This window comes from Aeromonas sp. 97A (genome assembly GCF_051919185.1).
In the GTDB taxonomy this organism is placed as follows: Bacteria; Pseudomonadota; Gammaproteobacteria; order Enterobacterales; family Aeromonadaceae; genus Aeromonas; species Aeromonas veronii.
This window is the reverse complement of sequence record NZ_JBQBFF010000001.1, coordinates 1,405,523-1,420,880: the sequence shown is the minus strand read 5'-3', so window position 1 is coordinate 1,420,880 and position 15,358 is coordinate 1,405,523. Positions and strand designations below refer to the sequence as shown.

General features: G+C 60.9%; 14 protein-coding genes. 10 read left to right on the top strand and 4 right to left on the bottom strand.

Annotated features, from left to right (window positions below; all coding sequences use genetic code 11):
- Positions 1–76 precede the first annotated feature (76 nt).
- The 3 genes from ACTG27_RS06445 to cra form a co-directional block, all read right to left on the bottom strand.
- The gene (locus ACTG27_RS06445) at positions 77–634 is read right to left on the bottom strand and encodes a hypothetical protein (protein WP_439979331.1); all 558 of its coding nucleotides are present in this window, start codon (positions 632–634) and stop codon (positions 77–79) included.
- Positions 635–886: 252 nt separating this feature from the next.
- Positions 887–2,080, bottom strand: a complete 1,194-nt coding sequence (locus tag ACTG27_RS06440; RefSeq protein ID WP_100653785.1) for an aromatic amino acid transport family protein — start codon at positions 2,078–2,080, stop codon at positions 887–889.
- A gap of 559 nt (positions 2,081–2,639) precedes the next feature.
- Positions 2,640–3,626 (bottom strand): catabolite repressor/activator, encoded by a 987-nt coding sequence (cra, locus tag ACTG27_RS06435; protein ID WP_439979330.1) that lies wholly within the window; start codon positions 3,624–3,626, stop codon positions 2,640–2,642.
- A gap of 296 nt (positions 3,627–3,922) precedes the next feature.
- Here cra and fruB point away from each other — a divergent pair, with 296 nt between their 5' ends.
- From fruB to ACTG27_RS06415, 4 genes are all read left to right on the top strand, one after another.
- The gene (fruB, locus tag ACTG27_RS06430; protein WP_439979329.1) at positions 3,923–5,023 is read left to right on the top strand and encodes a fused PTS fructose transporter subunit IIA/HPr protein; all 1,101 of its coding nucleotides are present in this window, start codon (positions 3,923–3,925) and stop codon (positions 5,021–5,023) included.
- Positions 5,023–6,012 (top strand): 1-phosphofructokinase, encoded by a 990-nt coding sequence (pfkB, locus tag ACTG27_RS06425; protein ID WP_439979328.1) that lies wholly within the window; start codon positions 5,023–5,025, stop codon positions 6,010–6,012. The genes fruB and pfkB overlap by 1 nt, the downstream gene beginning before the upstream one ends.
- A complete protein-coding gene (gene fruA, locus ACTG27_RS06420; RefSeq protein WP_439979327.1) occupies positions 6,009–7,733 on the top strand; it encodes a PTS fructose transporter subunit IIBC in 1,725 nt (574 codons plus the stop codon). Before pfkB ends, fruA begins: the two co-directional genes overlap by 4 nt.
- A 185-nt stretch (positions 7,734–7,918) precedes the next feature.
- Positions 7,919–8,491, top strand: a complete 573-nt coding sequence (locus ACTG27_RS06415; RefSeq protein ID WP_439979326.1) for a glucose-6-phosphate isomerase family protein — start codon at positions 7,919–7,921, stop codon at positions 8,489–8,491.
- Positions 8,492–8,512: 21 nt separating this feature from the next.
- Here the strand turns inward: ACTG27_RS06415 and ACTG27_RS06410 are convergent, their stop codons facing one another.
- Positions 8,513–9,520 (bottom strand): LacI family DNA-binding transcriptional regulator, encoded by a 1,008-nt coding sequence (locus ACTG27_RS06410; protein ID WP_368151050.1) that lies wholly within the window; start codon positions 9,518–9,520, stop codon positions 8,513–8,515.
- A gap of 211 nt (positions 9,521–9,731) precedes the next feature.
- Here ACTG27_RS06410 and ACTG27_RS06405 point away from each other — a divergent pair, with 211 nt between their 5' ends.
- The 6 genes from ACTG27_RS06405 to ACTG27_RS06380 all read left to right on the top strand — a co-directional run bounded on the left by ACTG27_RS06405 (position 9,732) and on the right by ACTG27_RS06380 (position 15,339).
- Positions 9,732–11,498 carry a class I mannose-6-phosphate isomerase gene (locus ACTG27_RS06405; RefSeq protein WP_439979325.1) on the top strand — a complete coding sequence of 589 codons (1,767 nt, stop codon included), beginning with the start codon at positions 9,732–9,734 and terminating at the stop codon, positions 11,496–11,498.
- Between the two features lie 6 nt (positions 11,499–11,504).
- Positions 11,505–11,933, top strand: a complete 429-nt coding sequence (locus ACTG27_RS06400) for a PTS sugar transporter subunit IIA (protein WP_108612298.1) — start codon at positions 11,505–11,507, stop codon at positions 11,931–11,933.
- Between the two features lie 9 nt (positions 11,934–11,942).
- Entirely contained in the window at positions 11,943–12,437 is a 495-nt protein-coding gene (locus ACTG27_RS06395; RefSeq protein WP_064341276.1) for a PTS system mannose/fructose/N-acetylgalactosamine-transporter subunit IIB, read from the top strand.
- Between the two features lie 12 nt (positions 12,438–12,449).
- Positions 12,450–13,253 carry a PTS mannose/fructose/sorbose/N-acetylgalactosamine transporter subunit IIC gene (locus tag ACTG27_RS06390; protein ID WP_194496413.1) on the top strand — a complete coding sequence of 268 codons (804 nt, stop codon included), beginning with the start codon at positions 12,450–12,452 and terminating at the stop codon, positions 13,251–13,253.
- Positions 13,253–14,101: a PTS system mannose/fructose/sorbose family transporter subunit IID gene (locus ACTG27_RS06385; protein WP_331378512.1), complete on the top strand. Its 849-nt coding sequence runs from the start codon at positions 13,253–13,255 to the stop codon at positions 14,099–14,101. Before ACTG27_RS06390 ends, ACTG27_RS06385 begins: the two co-directional genes overlap by 1 nt.
- 74 nt (positions 14,102–14,175) lie before the next feature.
- The gene (locus tag ACTG27_RS06380) at positions 14,176–15,339 is read left to right on the top strand and encodes an AGE family epimerase/isomerase (RefSeq protein ID WP_439979324.1); all 1,164 of its coding nucleotides are present in this window, start codon (positions 14,176–14,178) and stop codon (positions 15,337–15,339) included.
- Positions 15,340–15,358: the final 19 nt, after the last annotated feature.

The following is a 15,358-nucleotide window of genomic DNA, read 5'->3' as shown; positions in this document are numbered from 1 at the left end:
AGGCGCAAAACAAACAGCCCTGCCGAGGTGGCAGGGCTGTATTTTGACCGTGTTGATGGTGGGCTGCGCCCCGTCATTACCCCTTGTAAGGGAGGGAGGAGTGGTGTAGCACGATACGCACCTTGCCATCATCCCCCTTCTTGAAACCCCAGGTCTTGTCTACCGTGGTCTCCTTGTTGTCGCGATCTACCAGATGCACCTTGCCCATGGTCAGCGCCATGTCGCCGTTGATATAGACGGCGGCATTGTCATAGCGATAGCTCTGCCAGTTTTTCAGGGCGAACCCTTTGTCGGTGGGGTAGGCGCTGTTGTTGCCGACAAAGTAGGCCAGCGCCCCCTCGCGGTTGGTGCGAAAGGTCTGCTCGCCACCGGCAAGGGTCGGCTTGAACAGCACCGGCCCCTGCTGGTAGCCATAAGCGCTGTCGAGCACCGACTCGGCGGTCGCCTTGGCGCGCTCAATCCCACCGGCGCGATAGTCATCGCTGATCTTGATAAGCGCCGCGCCCCAACCATCCTGCGCGGCCTTGATCTCCGCCTCGGTAATATTGTTGTTGGCGATTTCGGCTGCGCTGAGTGCGCCGCTGGCGGCAAGCAGGACGAGGGCAAGGGTGCTCTTCTTGAGGTGCAACATCATTGTTTTCAAACTCCTGATAGCGATAAACGAGCGGGTAGTGTAGCGAAGGGGCATGAACGGTTTTTGAACTGATTATTCAGGGTTGGGTAGTAAAAAGGTCGGTATATAGCTGAAGGTTTGGGTGTTTGTTTGGTAAGGGGCGCTGTCTTAATTAATGGCTGATGCCTGTATCCACTTGATTTCTTTTCCAACAAAAAGCCCCGTCAAGTTAATTGGCGGGGCTTGGCTATTTGGGGCGTTTAGTATCGGGGATTACAGCGCTGGCAGCATTCCAAGGCTGACGCTGATCTGTACACCGACAATCAGCACCCCCATGGCGGCGGCAAGACCCAGCGCCACTACGCCACCCGGGGCACGGTAGTGGTGGGCCGGCGCCTGTTTGCGGCTCTGCCACACCAGCGCTACCGGCAGCAGTACCGCGAGGATCGCCAGCGCAATGGCAGCGTATCCGAGGGCCATGATAAAGCCCTGCGGGAAGTAGAGGGCAAACAGCAATGGCGGCACAAAGGTGATAAGGCCGGTCTGGGTGCGGCCCTGCCAGTTGTCCTTGCGGCGGGTCACCTTGGCCATAAAGTCGAACAGCCCCAGCGTCACCCCGAGGAAGGAGGTGGCGAGCGCCAGATCGGCAAACAGGTGCATCGCCTGATTAAACGCAGGCCAGCTCACCAGCTTGCCGACGTTGGCCAGCAGGCTGTCCAGCGCACCACCGGTTTGCAGCAGGGCTTGCTGGCCGAGCAGACCGAGGATCGCCACCTGCCACAGCACATAGAGGATCAGCGGCAGGGCTGAGCCCCAGACAAAGACCCGGCGCAACTGCTTGGGGCAGTCACCAAGGTAGAGCATCACACTCGGAATGGAGCCGTGAAAGCCGAACGAGGTGAAGATGACCGGCAGGCCCGCCAGCAACAGGCCCTGACCCAGCGGCATCGAGAGCAGATGCTGCCCTTCAGTGCGGGGCAGCAGCAACGCCAGCACCACCACCATGATCACCAGTTTGACGGTGAACATCAGCCGGTTGAGGTAATCCACCGAGCGGGTGCCGACACAGACCATGCCGCCAAACAGCAGGGTAAAGGCCCAGGCGGCCTGCTCCTGGCTGAGGGTCATGCCCGCATCGGCCAGCGCCTGTGCCAGCAGGCTGCTGCCGCCGCTGATGTAGGCGGAGGCCAGCGAGTAGAACAGCATCAGGATACAGAAGGAGGCGATGCGCTTGCCCCAGGGGCCGAGCAAATGATCCGCCAGCTGGTGCAGGTACCATTTGCCGGTGTTGAGGCTTGCCTCTACTTGCAGCATGGCGGTGAAGGCCATCAGGGCCCAGAGGCCGACCATCAACATCAGGGTGGCGGGGCCGCCGAGGGAGGAGGAGGCCAGCGGCAGGGCCAGCATGCCGGCGCCTATGGTGGTGCCGGCAATCAACAGGGTACAACCCAGGGTTTTGGTATTCATGTTATCCATCCGAACGTAGCGGTGTCAGTGCAAACAGGCGATGTCAGCATTGACGTCAACAAGAGGGAGCTAATTGGCGTTATCAGAAGGTGCCTCCGGTGATAGGGCCGGAGGCTAGCAATATCGGAACGGGAACATCTGTACCTAAAACCTGTCAGTTGTAAAAGATGGTTGCCACGTTAGCGGATCAAAATAGCGGAAACAACACCTTTTATACGGATCCTGTGCTGGCTTGTGGCAATAAGTGGAAATAAATGATGACAGCGGTAGCTAATTGCAGAAAAAAGCACCGAAAAAATGACTGGCAGGGGCTCATTGATACAGGTCAGCCAAGTGGTTGCAGCACGGATGGGGGAGTGCCTTGTCGTGGCGTTGGCGTTTAGTTGCGGGGTGAAAGGAGTGTGGAGGCCGGTTGTTTAGTCGGGCAGACGGTAGAGAAAGCCAAGCGGGCGGGTAGGGTTGTGGGGAAAAACAATAAGGCTGCCAATCCTGGCAGCCTTATTGTCATCTACTTTCTTTACCCACCCATTGATAGCAAATCGGGTCTGGTTCGAGCAGGTTAGCGGCGGCGCTTGAGGGTGCGGCTCACATAGTGCAGCCCGCTCTGGTATTCGCCGTTCACCGCCTTGAGCGCCAGCTCCAGCGCCTGGCTCGCCAGCGCATCGTGCTGCTGGGGCAGAGAGTTGATGCCAAAGGGGAGAAAGTCGAGCAGACGATCGTCGCCGAAGGTGGCCATGGCGAGCTGGCTCATGTCGATTTCTTGCTCCAACAGGTAGTCGAGTACCCCCTCCATCAGGATATAGGAGGTGGTGATCAGCGCTTCGGGCAACTGGCCCAGCTGCTGGTGCAGGTCTTTGATCAGGCGATACCCCTCAAGGCGGGAGAAGTGATCCCCCTGACACAGGTGGCGAGCCGCGCTATGACTGGCGACCGCCTGCTCGAAACCGGCTTTGCGCTCCTGACTGATCGTGAGTACCGGCAGAGCGGTGATCAAGGCGATATGGCGCAAGGTCGGGGTGAGCAGGGAGCTGGTGAGATCAAAGCTCGCCTTCTCGTTTTCACTGGCGACGGTGACGAACTTGTCGGCGGCCATCGCCCGGTCGATGGCGAGGATCTGGCTGCCTTGCGCCTGCAATTTGCCGTAGAAGGAGTCGTCCGGTGGCAGGCAACTGGCCACCAACAGGGCATCCACATGGCGGCTCACCAGCATCTGGGCCAGCTCTTTTTCTGTGGCGGGCTCATCTTCCGAGCAGACAATGAGCAGCTGATAGCCCTGCGCCCGAGCCCCCTGTTCCAGCCGTTTGGCCAGCTTGGCGTAACTGGCGTTCTCAAGGTCGGGCAGAATAAAGCCGAGGGTCCTGGTCTGGCCGCCGCGCAGGGAGGCGGCGCGGCTGTCCGGCTGATAGTTGTGGGCGGTGACCACGGCCATCACCTTGTCGCGGGTGGCCTGGCTGATGCGGTATTGGTCGGCCTTGCCATTGATCACATAGCTTGCCGTGGTGCGCGAGACACCGGCGAGGGCGGCGATTTCATCCAGTTTCATCATATTGGCTCTGTTTGAGTTGCAAGGCCCACGGTCACTGCCGGGTGAGGGCACCGAAAAGTGTGCGCGGGATCATATCATTGAAAAGCACTCTTTGTGGGTACTTGATCAATTCGCTGAAACGATTCAGTCTGAGTGTAAGTGAAACGATTCAGCCTGTCAGCAACGAAGAGACCCAGTGGCCTGAAAATCAGGCTCCGATCACAGTCAACCGTGTTCGGGTCTATTGTCAGCTGGCGAGTTACCCGAATGTTCAATTGTGACGTACCGGCGCGGCCGGAACCTGATGGAGAGTCTCTATGTTGAAGTTGGCGCGAGAGCAGATCTTGCTGGGACAGTCGGTGGCGACCAAGTCGGACGCCATTGCCCTGCTGGCAGGCAAACTGACCGAAGCCGGTCTGGTGGAAGCGGGCTATGTGGATGGGATGCTGGCCCGCGAAGCGCAGCATGCCACCTATCTTGGCAGCGGCATCGCCATTCCCCACGGCACCACCGATACCCGTCATCTGGTGAAGAGCACAGGCGTCATGGTGGCCCAGTTCCCCAATGGTATCGAGTGGGATGAGGGGCAGATCGCCTACGTCGCCATCGGCATCGCCGCCAAGTCCGACGAACATCTGGGCATTTTGCGCCAGCTCACCCATGTGCTGGGTGACGAGCAGGCGGCAGCTCAGCTCAAAGAGGCCACCGATGCCGACACCATCATCAACATCCTGACTGGCGCCACTGCCGCCAAAGAGGTGCAATACCTGACCCTGGCGGACTTCCCGGCCGATGATCGCGACCAACTGCTGCTGGGAGCAGCCGCCCGCGCCAAATCGGCGGGCTGGGGCGATGCCGCCATGGTGAGCGCCCTGTTGGCAAGCGATCCCGCCTATCTGGGCGAGGGCGTCTGGCTCGCTCGAGCACAAGCGGCCCAGACCGGCTGGGTGTTGGCCACCCCGAGCAGCGCACTTATGGCAGGGGAACAAACGGTCAGCGCCATGCTGCTGCTCTGTGCCGCAGATAGCGGCCATCTGCCGCAGCTGGAGAATCTGGCCAAACTGGCGGCTGCCGGTCAGCTGGCGACGCTGGCGGGCAATGATGCTCTGGCCATGCTGCAAGCTGGTCCTGCGAGCGGTCTTTCCGAAACCTTTACCATCATCAACCCCCACGGCCTGCATGCCCGTCCCGGCGCCATGCTGGTCAAGGTGGCCAAAGAGTTTGAATCCGACATCCGGGTTGCCAATCTGGATGGTAGCGGCGAAGCGGTCTCCGCCAAGAGCCTGATGAAGGTGATTGGCCTTGGGGTCAAGTGCGGGCATCGTCTGGCGTTTCGCGCCGAAGGGGCAGATGCCGAAGCCGCCCTCAAGGGGATCGGTGAGGCGATTGCCGCTGGTCTCGGCGAGGGGGCGCATTGATGAAGATTGTCACCATTACCCTCAACCCCGCCCTCGATCTCACTACCCGTCTCGAAGAGATGAGCCTGGGCGAGGTCAATCTGGTGAGCGAGGCCAACCTGCGTGCCGCAGGCAAGGGGATCAACGTCGCCATGGTGCTCAAGGACTTGGGCCGTGAAGTGGGTGTGACCGGCTGGCTGGGCGCTGACAATGAACAGAGTTTTGTCTCCCTGTTTGCCGAGCGAGCGCTGGATGATCACTTTGTGCGCGTGGCGGGCAGCACCCGCATCAACGTCAAGATCTCCGAGCAGTCCGGTCGGGTTACCGATCTCAACCTGCCGGGGCTCACTATCCATGAAGGGGAAGTGAGCGCCTTTGAACAGGCCATCGACGAGCTGGCATCGCAGGCGGAGTGGTTCGTGCTGGCGGGCAGCCTGCCCAAAGGGGTGGCCCCCGATTACTGCGCCCATCTGATCCGCCTGCTCAAGGCCAAGAGCAAGCAGGTGATCTTTGATTGCAGCGGTGCAGCCTTAAGCGAAGGGATCAAGGCGGCGCCGACCTTGGTCAAACCCAATCTGGAGGAGCTGAGCCAGTGGGCAGGCCGCCCCATCAAGACCCTGAGCGAGCAGGCCGAGTGTGCCCGCGCGCTTCAAGCAAGCGGGATCCCCAACGTGGTGATCTCCAACGGCGCCGATGGCCTCATCTGGTTTGCCCCGGATGCCGTCTGGCAGGCCATTCCGCCGCGGATGCAGGTGGTCAGCACTGTGGGTGCTGGCGACTCGTTGGTTGCCGGTCTCGCCCATGGTCTGAGCCTTGGCTGGGCGCCGGAGCAGACCCTGCGGCTGGCCACTGCCGTCTCGGCCTTGGCGGTCAGTCAGGTGGCGGTCGGCTTTAACGATATCAATGTGCTCAACCCTTTACTTGAACAGGTGCGCGTAGAGCGTCTGGATGCGCTGGCACCGGTTCAGTGCAATACCCCCTCAATGGAAAACTCAGGAGATGCCCAATGAAAGCAATCTTGGTTACGGCTTGCCCGGCGGGCATTGCCACCAGCTTTCTCGCTGCAAAACGGATAGAACAGCAGGCCAAACTGGCTGGCTGGGAACTCACCCTCGACGTCGGCTCCAGCGTGCAGCCCCGCCAAGTACCGAGCAAGGAGCAGATTGCCGCCGCCGATCTGGTGCTGGTTGTCGCCAGTGCCCCGGTGGATCTCGCCGCCTATGATGGCAAGCGAGTCTATCAGGGCTGCATGGATCTCGCCCTGCAGGATCCGGCTGCCTTGCTGGAAGCCGCAACCAGCGGTGCCAGCGTCTATCGTCATCAAGCCGCGCCCGCTGCCGCCAAACCGGCCGCCGCAGGCAAGCGCATTGTGGCGGTGACCGCCTGTCCGACCGGTGTGGCCCACACCTTTATGTCGGCAGAAGCGCTGGAGACCATGGCCAAACAGCTGGGTTATCAGATCCGCGTCGAGACTCAAGGCTCGGTCGGTGCCCAGAATGCCCTGACCGTCGAGGAGATTGCCGCTGCCGATCTGGTATTCCTCGCCACCGATATCGAGGTGGACATGGCCCGTTTCGATGGCAAGCCGGTCTATCGCACCAGCACCGGTGCTGCGCTGAAGAAAACCCGCGCCGAGCTCGACAAGGCGTGGAGTGAGGCGAAAACCTATCGCCACAGCGGTGCCAGCCAGCCCAAGAAAGAGGAGAAGGCAGGCCCCTACAAGCATCTGCTGACCGGCGTCTCCTTCATGCTGCCGATGGTAGTGGCGGGCGGTCTCATCATCGCGCTCTCGTTCGTATTCGGTATTGAAGCGTTCAAGGTGGAAGGCACTCTGGCCGCGGCTCTGATGAAGATCGGTGGCGGCTCCGCCTTTGCCCTGATGATCCCGGTGCTGGCCGGTTACATTGCCTACTCCATCGCTGACCGTCCGGGTCTCGCTCCCGGCATGATCGGCGGCATGCTGGCAAGCTCGCTGGGCGCCGGTTTCCTTGGCGGCATAGTCGCCGGTTTCCTGGCTGGTTACAGCGCCAAGTACCTGAGCGACAAGGTGCGCCTGCCGGTGACCCTGGAAGCGCTCAAGCCCATCCTGATCATTCCGCTGTTTGCCAGCCTGTTTACCGGCCTGGTGATGATCTACGTGGTGGGTGGTCCGGTGGCCGGCATCATGAATGCCATGACCACCTTCCTCAACAACATGGGATCCGCCAACGCCGTGCTGCTGGGTGTCATCATCGGCGCCATGATGTGCTTCGACATGGGTGGCCCGGTCAACAAGGCGGCTTACGCCTTCGGGGTCGGCCTGCTGGCCTCCAAAACTTACGCCCCGATGGCTGCCGTGATGGCCGCCGGTATGGTGCCGGCACTGGGGATGGGGATCGCCACCTTCCTGGCCCGCACCAAGTTCATCAAGGCGGAGCAGGAAGCGGGCAAGGCCTCCTTCGTGCTGGGTCTGTGCTTCATCTCCGAGGGGGCCATTCCGTTTGCCGCCAAGGATCCGATGCGGGTCATCCCGGCCTGCATGGTGGGTGGCGCCCTGACCGGTGCGCTCTCCATGCTGTTTGGTTGCGAGCTGATGGCGCCCCACGGCGGTCTGTTTGTGCTGTTCATCCCGCACGCCATCAGCAACGTCATGATGTATATCGTGGCGATTGCGGCAGGCTCGCTGCTGACCGGTGTCTCCTACGCCATGCTCAAGCGCGGTGAAGAGCAGGCCAAGCTGGCCACGGCATAAGCCGCCAGCCAGCAACACGCCATACAAGAGAGCGGCCTTTGGGCCGCTTTTTTATTGCCCCAATTTATTGTCCAAAAAAGTGACGAGGGTAGGGCAACCTGGCTTGTGGTTAATGGATTAACCCTCTAGCGTGGAACCCCGAAGGGCGCCGCTGCGCCTGCCGATAACCCGATCCCCAGGAGCTGATGATGACCCCCATGATCCCCCCCATTCTCGATTTTGCGACCGGCAAACTCGGCGGCGCCGAGCTGGTGGAAAAGAGCACCACCCTGGCTGACCTGCAGGGGCTTTTTGCCGACCCGCACGCCGAAGCGGCGCTTTTGCCTGATACCCGGCTCTATCGGGTCGCCATGCTGCCCGGCCATGGCGGCGAGGGGGATCTCAACATGGGGGTCACCTATCTGGCGGCGGGCCGGGTTGGCCAGGAGTTCTTCATGACCCGCGGTCATCTCCATGCGCGGGCCGAGCAGGCGGAATATTACTTCGGGTTGTGCGGGCAGGGGTTGTTGCTGCTGCAGGATATGGCCGGTGTCTGCCGGCTGGAGCAGGTCTTTGCCGGCAGCGTTCACCATATCCCAGGCCATGTGGCCCATCGACTCATCAACACCGGCGCGACGCAGCTCTCGGCGCTGGCGGTCTGGCCCGCCGTCGCCGGTCACGATTACGAAGCGCTGGGAGCGCGCGGCTTTGGCCTGCGGGTGCTGGCCGGGGAGGATGGCACGCCCCGCATCGTCACTTCTGCTGGGCAAGCCACTTGAAACCGCGCGTGCGGCGGCCCGCTAGGGGCTGCCGCAGGATTGGCGCACCACCAGGGTGGGGGGCAGGATGATGCTCTTGGCCGGTTCGTCGTTGCCGGCCATCCGCTCGAGCAGCAGCTCGCCAGCTTTTCGGCCGATCTCCCGCGACGCCACCGAGACGGTGGTGAGGGGCGGATCCACCAGCGCGGTTTCCGGCAGATCGTCAAAGCCCACCAGTGCAAAGTCCTGACCGATGACTCGCCCCAGCTTGCGCAGCCCCAGAATGGCGCCGAGCGCCACCACGTCCTGATAGCAGACCGCCGCCGTCACCTCGGGATGTTGTTGCAGCAGCGCCGCGATGGCACGGGTGCCTTCCACCCGGCTGGCGCCGCAGCCGATGATCCACTCCGGTCTTGGAGAGATGCCGTGTTCGAGCAACTTGCTCATGTAGCCGCCGAGGCGCTGAGAGCGACTGATGGAGACGGGGTTGCCTCCGACAAAGGCGATATGGCGGTGGCCCAGCTTCAGCAGGTGTTCGGTCGCCAGCTGGCAGCCCAGGAAGTTGTCGGTACCGACGAAGTCGATCGCCACGTCCGGCACCGGCCGCACGATCAGAATGGTGGGCATGCGGCGGCGCTGCAGGCTCTCGAAGAAGCTGCGGGGAGTAGTCTGGGTGGCGCAGATCACCATGCCGGCGGCGTTGTTGCGCTGCAGCGAGTCGGTGAACTGCTGCTGCCGGGTGGCCGACTCCTCGCTGTTGGCCAGAAACAGCATCAGATCGTGATGCTCCATCTCCCGGCTCAGGCCCGCCGTCATCTCCGCATAGAAGGGGTTGGTGATGTCGTGCAGCAACAGACCGACCTGGTTGCTGCTCTTGTTGCGCAGGTTGGCGGCGGTCTGGTTGTAGACATAGCCGAGCTCGTCGATGGCCCTGAGTACCCGCTGGCGGGTGTGCTCGGAGATGCGCCCCTTGTTGCGCAGGGTCATGGAGACGGTGGCAGTCGACACCCCCAGATGGCGGGCGATGTCGGCAACGGTCACATTGCTCATGGGATGGATCCTGTCAGGGAGTAGGTCTCAAGGTATATCGATTAACCTTTTCTTGTTCACTTGCCATGATGAAATTGCCGTCATGATCACATATTTCGCCCATCTTGGCGATCAAATACACCATTTTATGAGGTTAATCTTGTTTATCAGGTTGTGGTTAATAGGTTAATCGATTTATCTCTTTCGTAGGTGTCAACGAGAGAGCAAGCCAATGATTCATTCGAGTTACGTCTCCAACTACGACAAATTCCCGGAAGTGGTGGTCGCCGGCCATGAGGGCGCCGCCTGTGCCGGCTGGCACGAGATAGCCCGGCGACTGCAGGCCGCGGCAGACGGGCAAGGTGGGGCAAAGGTGGTGCTGGTGATCGACTGCTATCACGGCGTGGATCAGGACGAGCTGCGTAGCCAGCTGCTGGCGAGGCTTGGGCCCCACACGCTCATCGAGGTGGAGCAGGCCCGTCTGCCCGAATCAAAAGTGCTGGCGATGCTGGAGCGCTTCATTACCGACGACCGGGTCTTTGGTGTGCTGGCTCCCCACAAGATGGTGGAGTTTTTTGACCCGGCCGCGCTGGCTAGCCTGCAGCGGCAGGTCGCAGAGATAACCCGTGGCCTGGTGGTAGTGATGGGCAGCGGCGCCTCGCTGGTGGCGAGAGGGGATGTGCGGGTCTATGCCGATCTCGCCCGCTGGGAGATCCAGCAGCGACTGCGGCGCAAGGAGCTGGGCAACTGGGGGGCCGGCAACGAGGAGGAGGACATACTGCGCCGCTACAAGCGCGCCTTCTTCATCGAGTGGCGGGTGTTTGACCGCCATAAACTGGCCCAGCTGCTCACCATCGATTTCCTGCTCGATACCAACACCCGAGGCAAGCCGACCCTGGTGACGGGGCAGGCGCTGCTGGCGGGGTTGCATCAGGCCGCGCGCCAGCCGTTTCGGGTGGTGCCCTTCTTCGACCCCGGGGTCTGGGGCGGGCAGTGGATGAAGCAGGTGTGCGATCTGGACCCGGCTCAGCCCAACTATGCCTGGTGCTTTGATTGCGTACCGGAAGAGAACAGCCTCTACCTGCGCATTGGCGAGGTGCGGGTGGAGATCCCGTCGCAAAACCTGGTGCTGTGCCAGCCCAGCGCCTTGCTTGGGGAGCGGGTACACGCTCGCTTTGGCGCCGAGTTCCCGATCCGTTTCGATTTTCTCGACACGGTGGGGGGGCAGCCGCTCAGTCTGCAGGTGCATCCGCTGACCGAGTACATCCAGCAGGAGTTCGGCATGCACTACACCCAGGACGAGAGCTACTACCTGCTCGATGCCAAGCCGGATGCCTGTGTCTATCTCGGTACCCGCACCGGCATCGACCCGCAGGCGATGCTGGCGGAGCTGGCCGCCGCCCAGCGCGGCGAGAAGCCTTTCGATGACGAGCGCTTCATCAACCGTTTTCCGGCCCGTAAACATGATCACTTTCTGATCCCGGCCGGAACCGTCCACTGCTCGGGAGAGGGGGCCATGGTGCTCGAGATCAGCGCCACCCCCTACATCTTCACCTTCAAGCTGTGGGACTGGGGTCGGGTCGGGCTCGACGGCATTCCGCGCCCCATCCATCTGGCGCACGGCAGCAAGGTGATCCAGTGGGAGCGCGACACCGACTGGACCCGTGAACATCTGGTCAATCGCATCGAGCTCATCGCCGAAGGGGAAGGTTGGCGTGAAGAGCGCACCGGACTGCATGAGCGGGAATTTATCGAGACCCGTCGCCACTGGTTCAGTGTGCCGGTGGAGCACGACACCGGCGGCACTGTACAAGTGCTCAACCTGATAGAGGGTCGGGAGGCAACGGTAGATAGCCCGGACAACGCCTTCGCCCCCTTCGTGGTGCACTATGCCGAGACCTTCATCGTACCGGCGTCGGTAGGGCGCTATCGTATCCGCCCGAGTGGCGAGAGTGAAGGGCAGACCATTGCCACCATCAAAGCCTTTGTGAGGGGGTAACCGGAGATGCTGAGGATCCTTATCGCAACCCATGGTTCACTGGCGCCGGCCCTGCTGGCCAGCGCCAATATGGTCTACGGCGAGTTGCCCGCCGTAGCCACAGTTTCTCTGACCGAAGAGGGGGGAATAGAGGCGTTTCGCGCCGAGTTTGAACAGACCCTGCGCCGTCATGGCGCGGGGGCTGACGGGGTGTTGGTGCTGTGCGACATGGAGTGCGGCACCCCCTACAACGTGGCATGCCGCTTTGCATTTGATCCCGCATGGCCGCAGCCGGTAGCCGTGGTGACCGGGGTGAATTTTCCCATGCTGCTGATGAGTGCCGACTGGTTGGCGGCAACGGATGTGCACGAGGCTGCCCGCCAGTTGCTGGCCCAGGCACTGGAATCCATGGTGATCGCGGCCCCGGCGGCACACCAGCAAGATGACCACTTCTAGGAGAGCGAGATGGCGATTTCATTTGTACGCATTGATGATCGGGTGATCCACGGTCAGTTGGTGACCCGCTGGGCCAGAGAGCTTCCTTGTGACGGTATCGTCGCGATCGATGATGAGGTGGCGGCCGATCCGCTGCTCTCTCAGGTGATGACGGGGGCTGTGTCGGACACCAAGGTGTGGCTGTTTGATGTGGCTACCGCCATTACCAAGTTGCCCAAGGTGATCGCCAGTGACAAACGCTACTTCGTGATTGGCAAGTCGCCGGTCACTCTGCAGCGCCTGTGCGCCGCCGGGATCTCCCTGGATAATCTCAACGGCAAGATCAACGTCGGGCCCATGAGTGCCCGCGAGCAGACTACCACCATAGGCCCCAACCAGTCGGTGACGGCGCAGGAGATCGCCGCTTTTGATTACTTGGCCAACCTTGGCCACGAGATCGACTTTCGGCTGGTACCGGATGCCAGTCACTACAGCTGGGCAGATGCCCAGAAAAAGCTGAAATAGGGAGCAGAGATCATGTTTCTGGAAGCAACTCTCATCGGGATACTCTGCTATCTCGGTGCCCTCAGCAGCCCCTGGCTGCTGGGCTTGACCGGTGGCTGGTACACCATTACCCGCCCGTTGGTATCGGGCATGCTGGTCGGTGCCATTCTGGGGGATATTCAGACCGGTATCCTGATCGGGGTGGCGGTGCAGGCAGTCTATATCGCCATGGTGACGCCGGGCGGTTCCATGCCGGCGGATCTCAACTTCGTCGCCTTTCCGGCCATTGCGCTGGGCATCATGTCGGGCAAGGAGCCGTCGGTTGCCGTGGCGATTGCCGCCACCATCGGCATCGCCGGGACCATCCTCTTCAACTTCATGATGGTGTTCAACTCCTACTGGAACCACAGGGCCGATGTGGCGCTGGAGCAGGGCGATGAACAGGGGGTTTACCTCAACAGCGCCATCTTCCCGCAGGCCAGCAACTTTGTGCTGCGTTTCGTGCCCACCTTCATCGCCGTCTATTTTGGCAACCAGTACATCGAAGGGTTCATGAACAGCCTGCCGGAGCTGGTGATCCGTACCATGACGGTGGTGGGCGGCATTCTGCCTGCTGTCGGTATTGCCATCTTGCTCAAGCAGATCATCAAGCAGAACAGCATGCTGATCTACTTCCTGGTGGGTTTTGTCGGCATCGTCTTTCTCAAGCTCAACATGGTGGGGCTGGTGATGATTGGGGCCCTGCTGGCGCTCATTCACTACAACTACAAGCCGGAACAACGCCCTGCAGTCGCTGCCCGTGCAGCCACCCAAACCGATGATGAGGATGAATTCTGATGAACACAGAGCTGCAATCAGCGGAACTGGCGGCCAAGCAGCCGGTTGCTCTTACCTCACGGGATCTACGTGCCTGCTGGCGTTCGTGGATGATGTACAACCTATCCTCAATGAGCTTCGAGCGACTCGAATCGTTCGGATTTTGCCTCGGCATGATGCCGGCGCTCAAGAAGCTCTATCCCGTCAAGGCTGAACGGATGGAGGCGATGAAACGCCATGCCTCCTTCTACAACACCGAGCCCCAGATCGGCGCCATTATCAATGGGTTGGCAGTCGGGCTTGAAGAGAAGCGGGCCAATGGCGAGAAGATCGACGGTGAGACCATCAACACCCTCAAGGTCGGCCTGATGGGCCCCATCGCTGGCATCGGTGATTCCATGATCCCCGGTATGCTGGTGCCCATTTTGCTCAGTATCGGTATGGCGCTGGCGGCAGGGGGGAGTGTGCTGGGGCCGCTGTTTTACATCATCAGCTTCAACGCCATCGCCATTACTGGCTCCTACATGCTCTTTATGAAGGGCTACAAGCTTGGCACTGGTTCGGTGGAGTCTCTGGTCAGTTCCGAGTCGGCCAAGCTGCGCGAGGCGCTCTCCCTGCTCGGGGTCTTTGTGATGGGCGGGGTTGCGGCCAGTTATGTCAACCTCTCAACCGGGCTCGATTTTGTCACCTCGGACGGGGTCAATATCCAGGTGCAGAGCATGCTGGATGGCATCTTCCCCAAACTGATGCCGCTGGTGGTGGTGCTGGGTACCTGGTATTTGATGGCCAAGCGCAACGTTTCGCCGGTCAAAGCGATGCTCGGGCTGTTGGTGCTGGCCTTTGTTGGGGTCGCCATCGGTCTGTTCTGATGGGGTCAAGGCCATTTGGTCAACAATGGGAGAGCCTGGCTCTCCCTTTTTATCGCCGTTGCGAGAGGTAATTCATGCATATCGAGGTTATTGAGGCCGCACAGCGTTGCCATCGCTGGCTGGTCTCCGAGGCGCTGCCCCTTTGGGGCGCGCAGGGGGTTGACCCCGAGCGTGGTCTGTTTGCCGAGGGATTGGATAGTGCTGGGCAGCCTTTGTGGCAGCCGACCCGTTTTCGGGTACAGAGCCGCCAGATCTATGTGTTCAGCCACGCCACCCTGCTGGGGTGGTACGACGGGCGCACCCTTGCAGAGCGTTCTGCTTTGGTCGGTATGGGTCATTTTGACGATGGGGCGGGGCATAGCGTTTTCTCCATTAATCGGGATGGTTCGATTGCTGACGCATCAGTCTGCAGCTATGAATACGCGTTTGCCCTGCTGGCTGAGTGTTGGCTCTATCGTCTGAGTGGCGATCCACGTTGGCAACAACAGGCCGAGTCGAGCTATCAGGCCATTGAGCAACTCTTTTTGGACCCGCTGCACGGTGGATTCCACTCCAGTTGGCCATCTGGCCCACTGCGCAGCCAAAATCCCCATATGCATCTGTTCGAGGCGCTGCTGGTAGCGGCAGACAGCTTTGATGATGTGATATGGCAGCAGCGGGCAACCGCGCTGTATCGGCTGTTTCGTCAGCGTTTTCTGGAGCCCGGTTTACTGCGCGAGTTTTTCGACGACGCGCTGCTGGTGCGTCATGCCGATTCCCGTCTTATCGACCCGGGTCATCACTACGAGTGGTGCTGGCTGCTGGCAAGCTACCGGACTCTTGCCAGCAGCTGGGAAATCCAGCCAACCAGCACCGAGATTGACGAGGCAATCGGGATATTGACCCGCTTTGCCATCCGCCACGGGCACGGGCAAACCGGGCTGGTGATCGATGAGCTGACCGATGATGGGCAACCCTATCGCGATACCAGCCGGCTCTGGTGCCAGACCGAACATTTGAAAGCGCTCCTGGCGGCTTATGAACAACAGGGGGATGAGGCTACCGCCTGTCAGATCTGCGAGGTGGTTGCGCGGATCTTCCACTACTACTTGTTGCCCGCGAAGCCCGGACAGTGGATTGACCAAGTGGATAGCGAGGGGAAGCCGCTGACCTCTCATGCGCCAGCCAGCACGTTTTATCATCTGTTTGTGGCGTTTAGCGAACTGGCACGGGTCGCAGGGGTGGGTATCGGGGAGTAGGGTGGCCTATGGGAGGCGC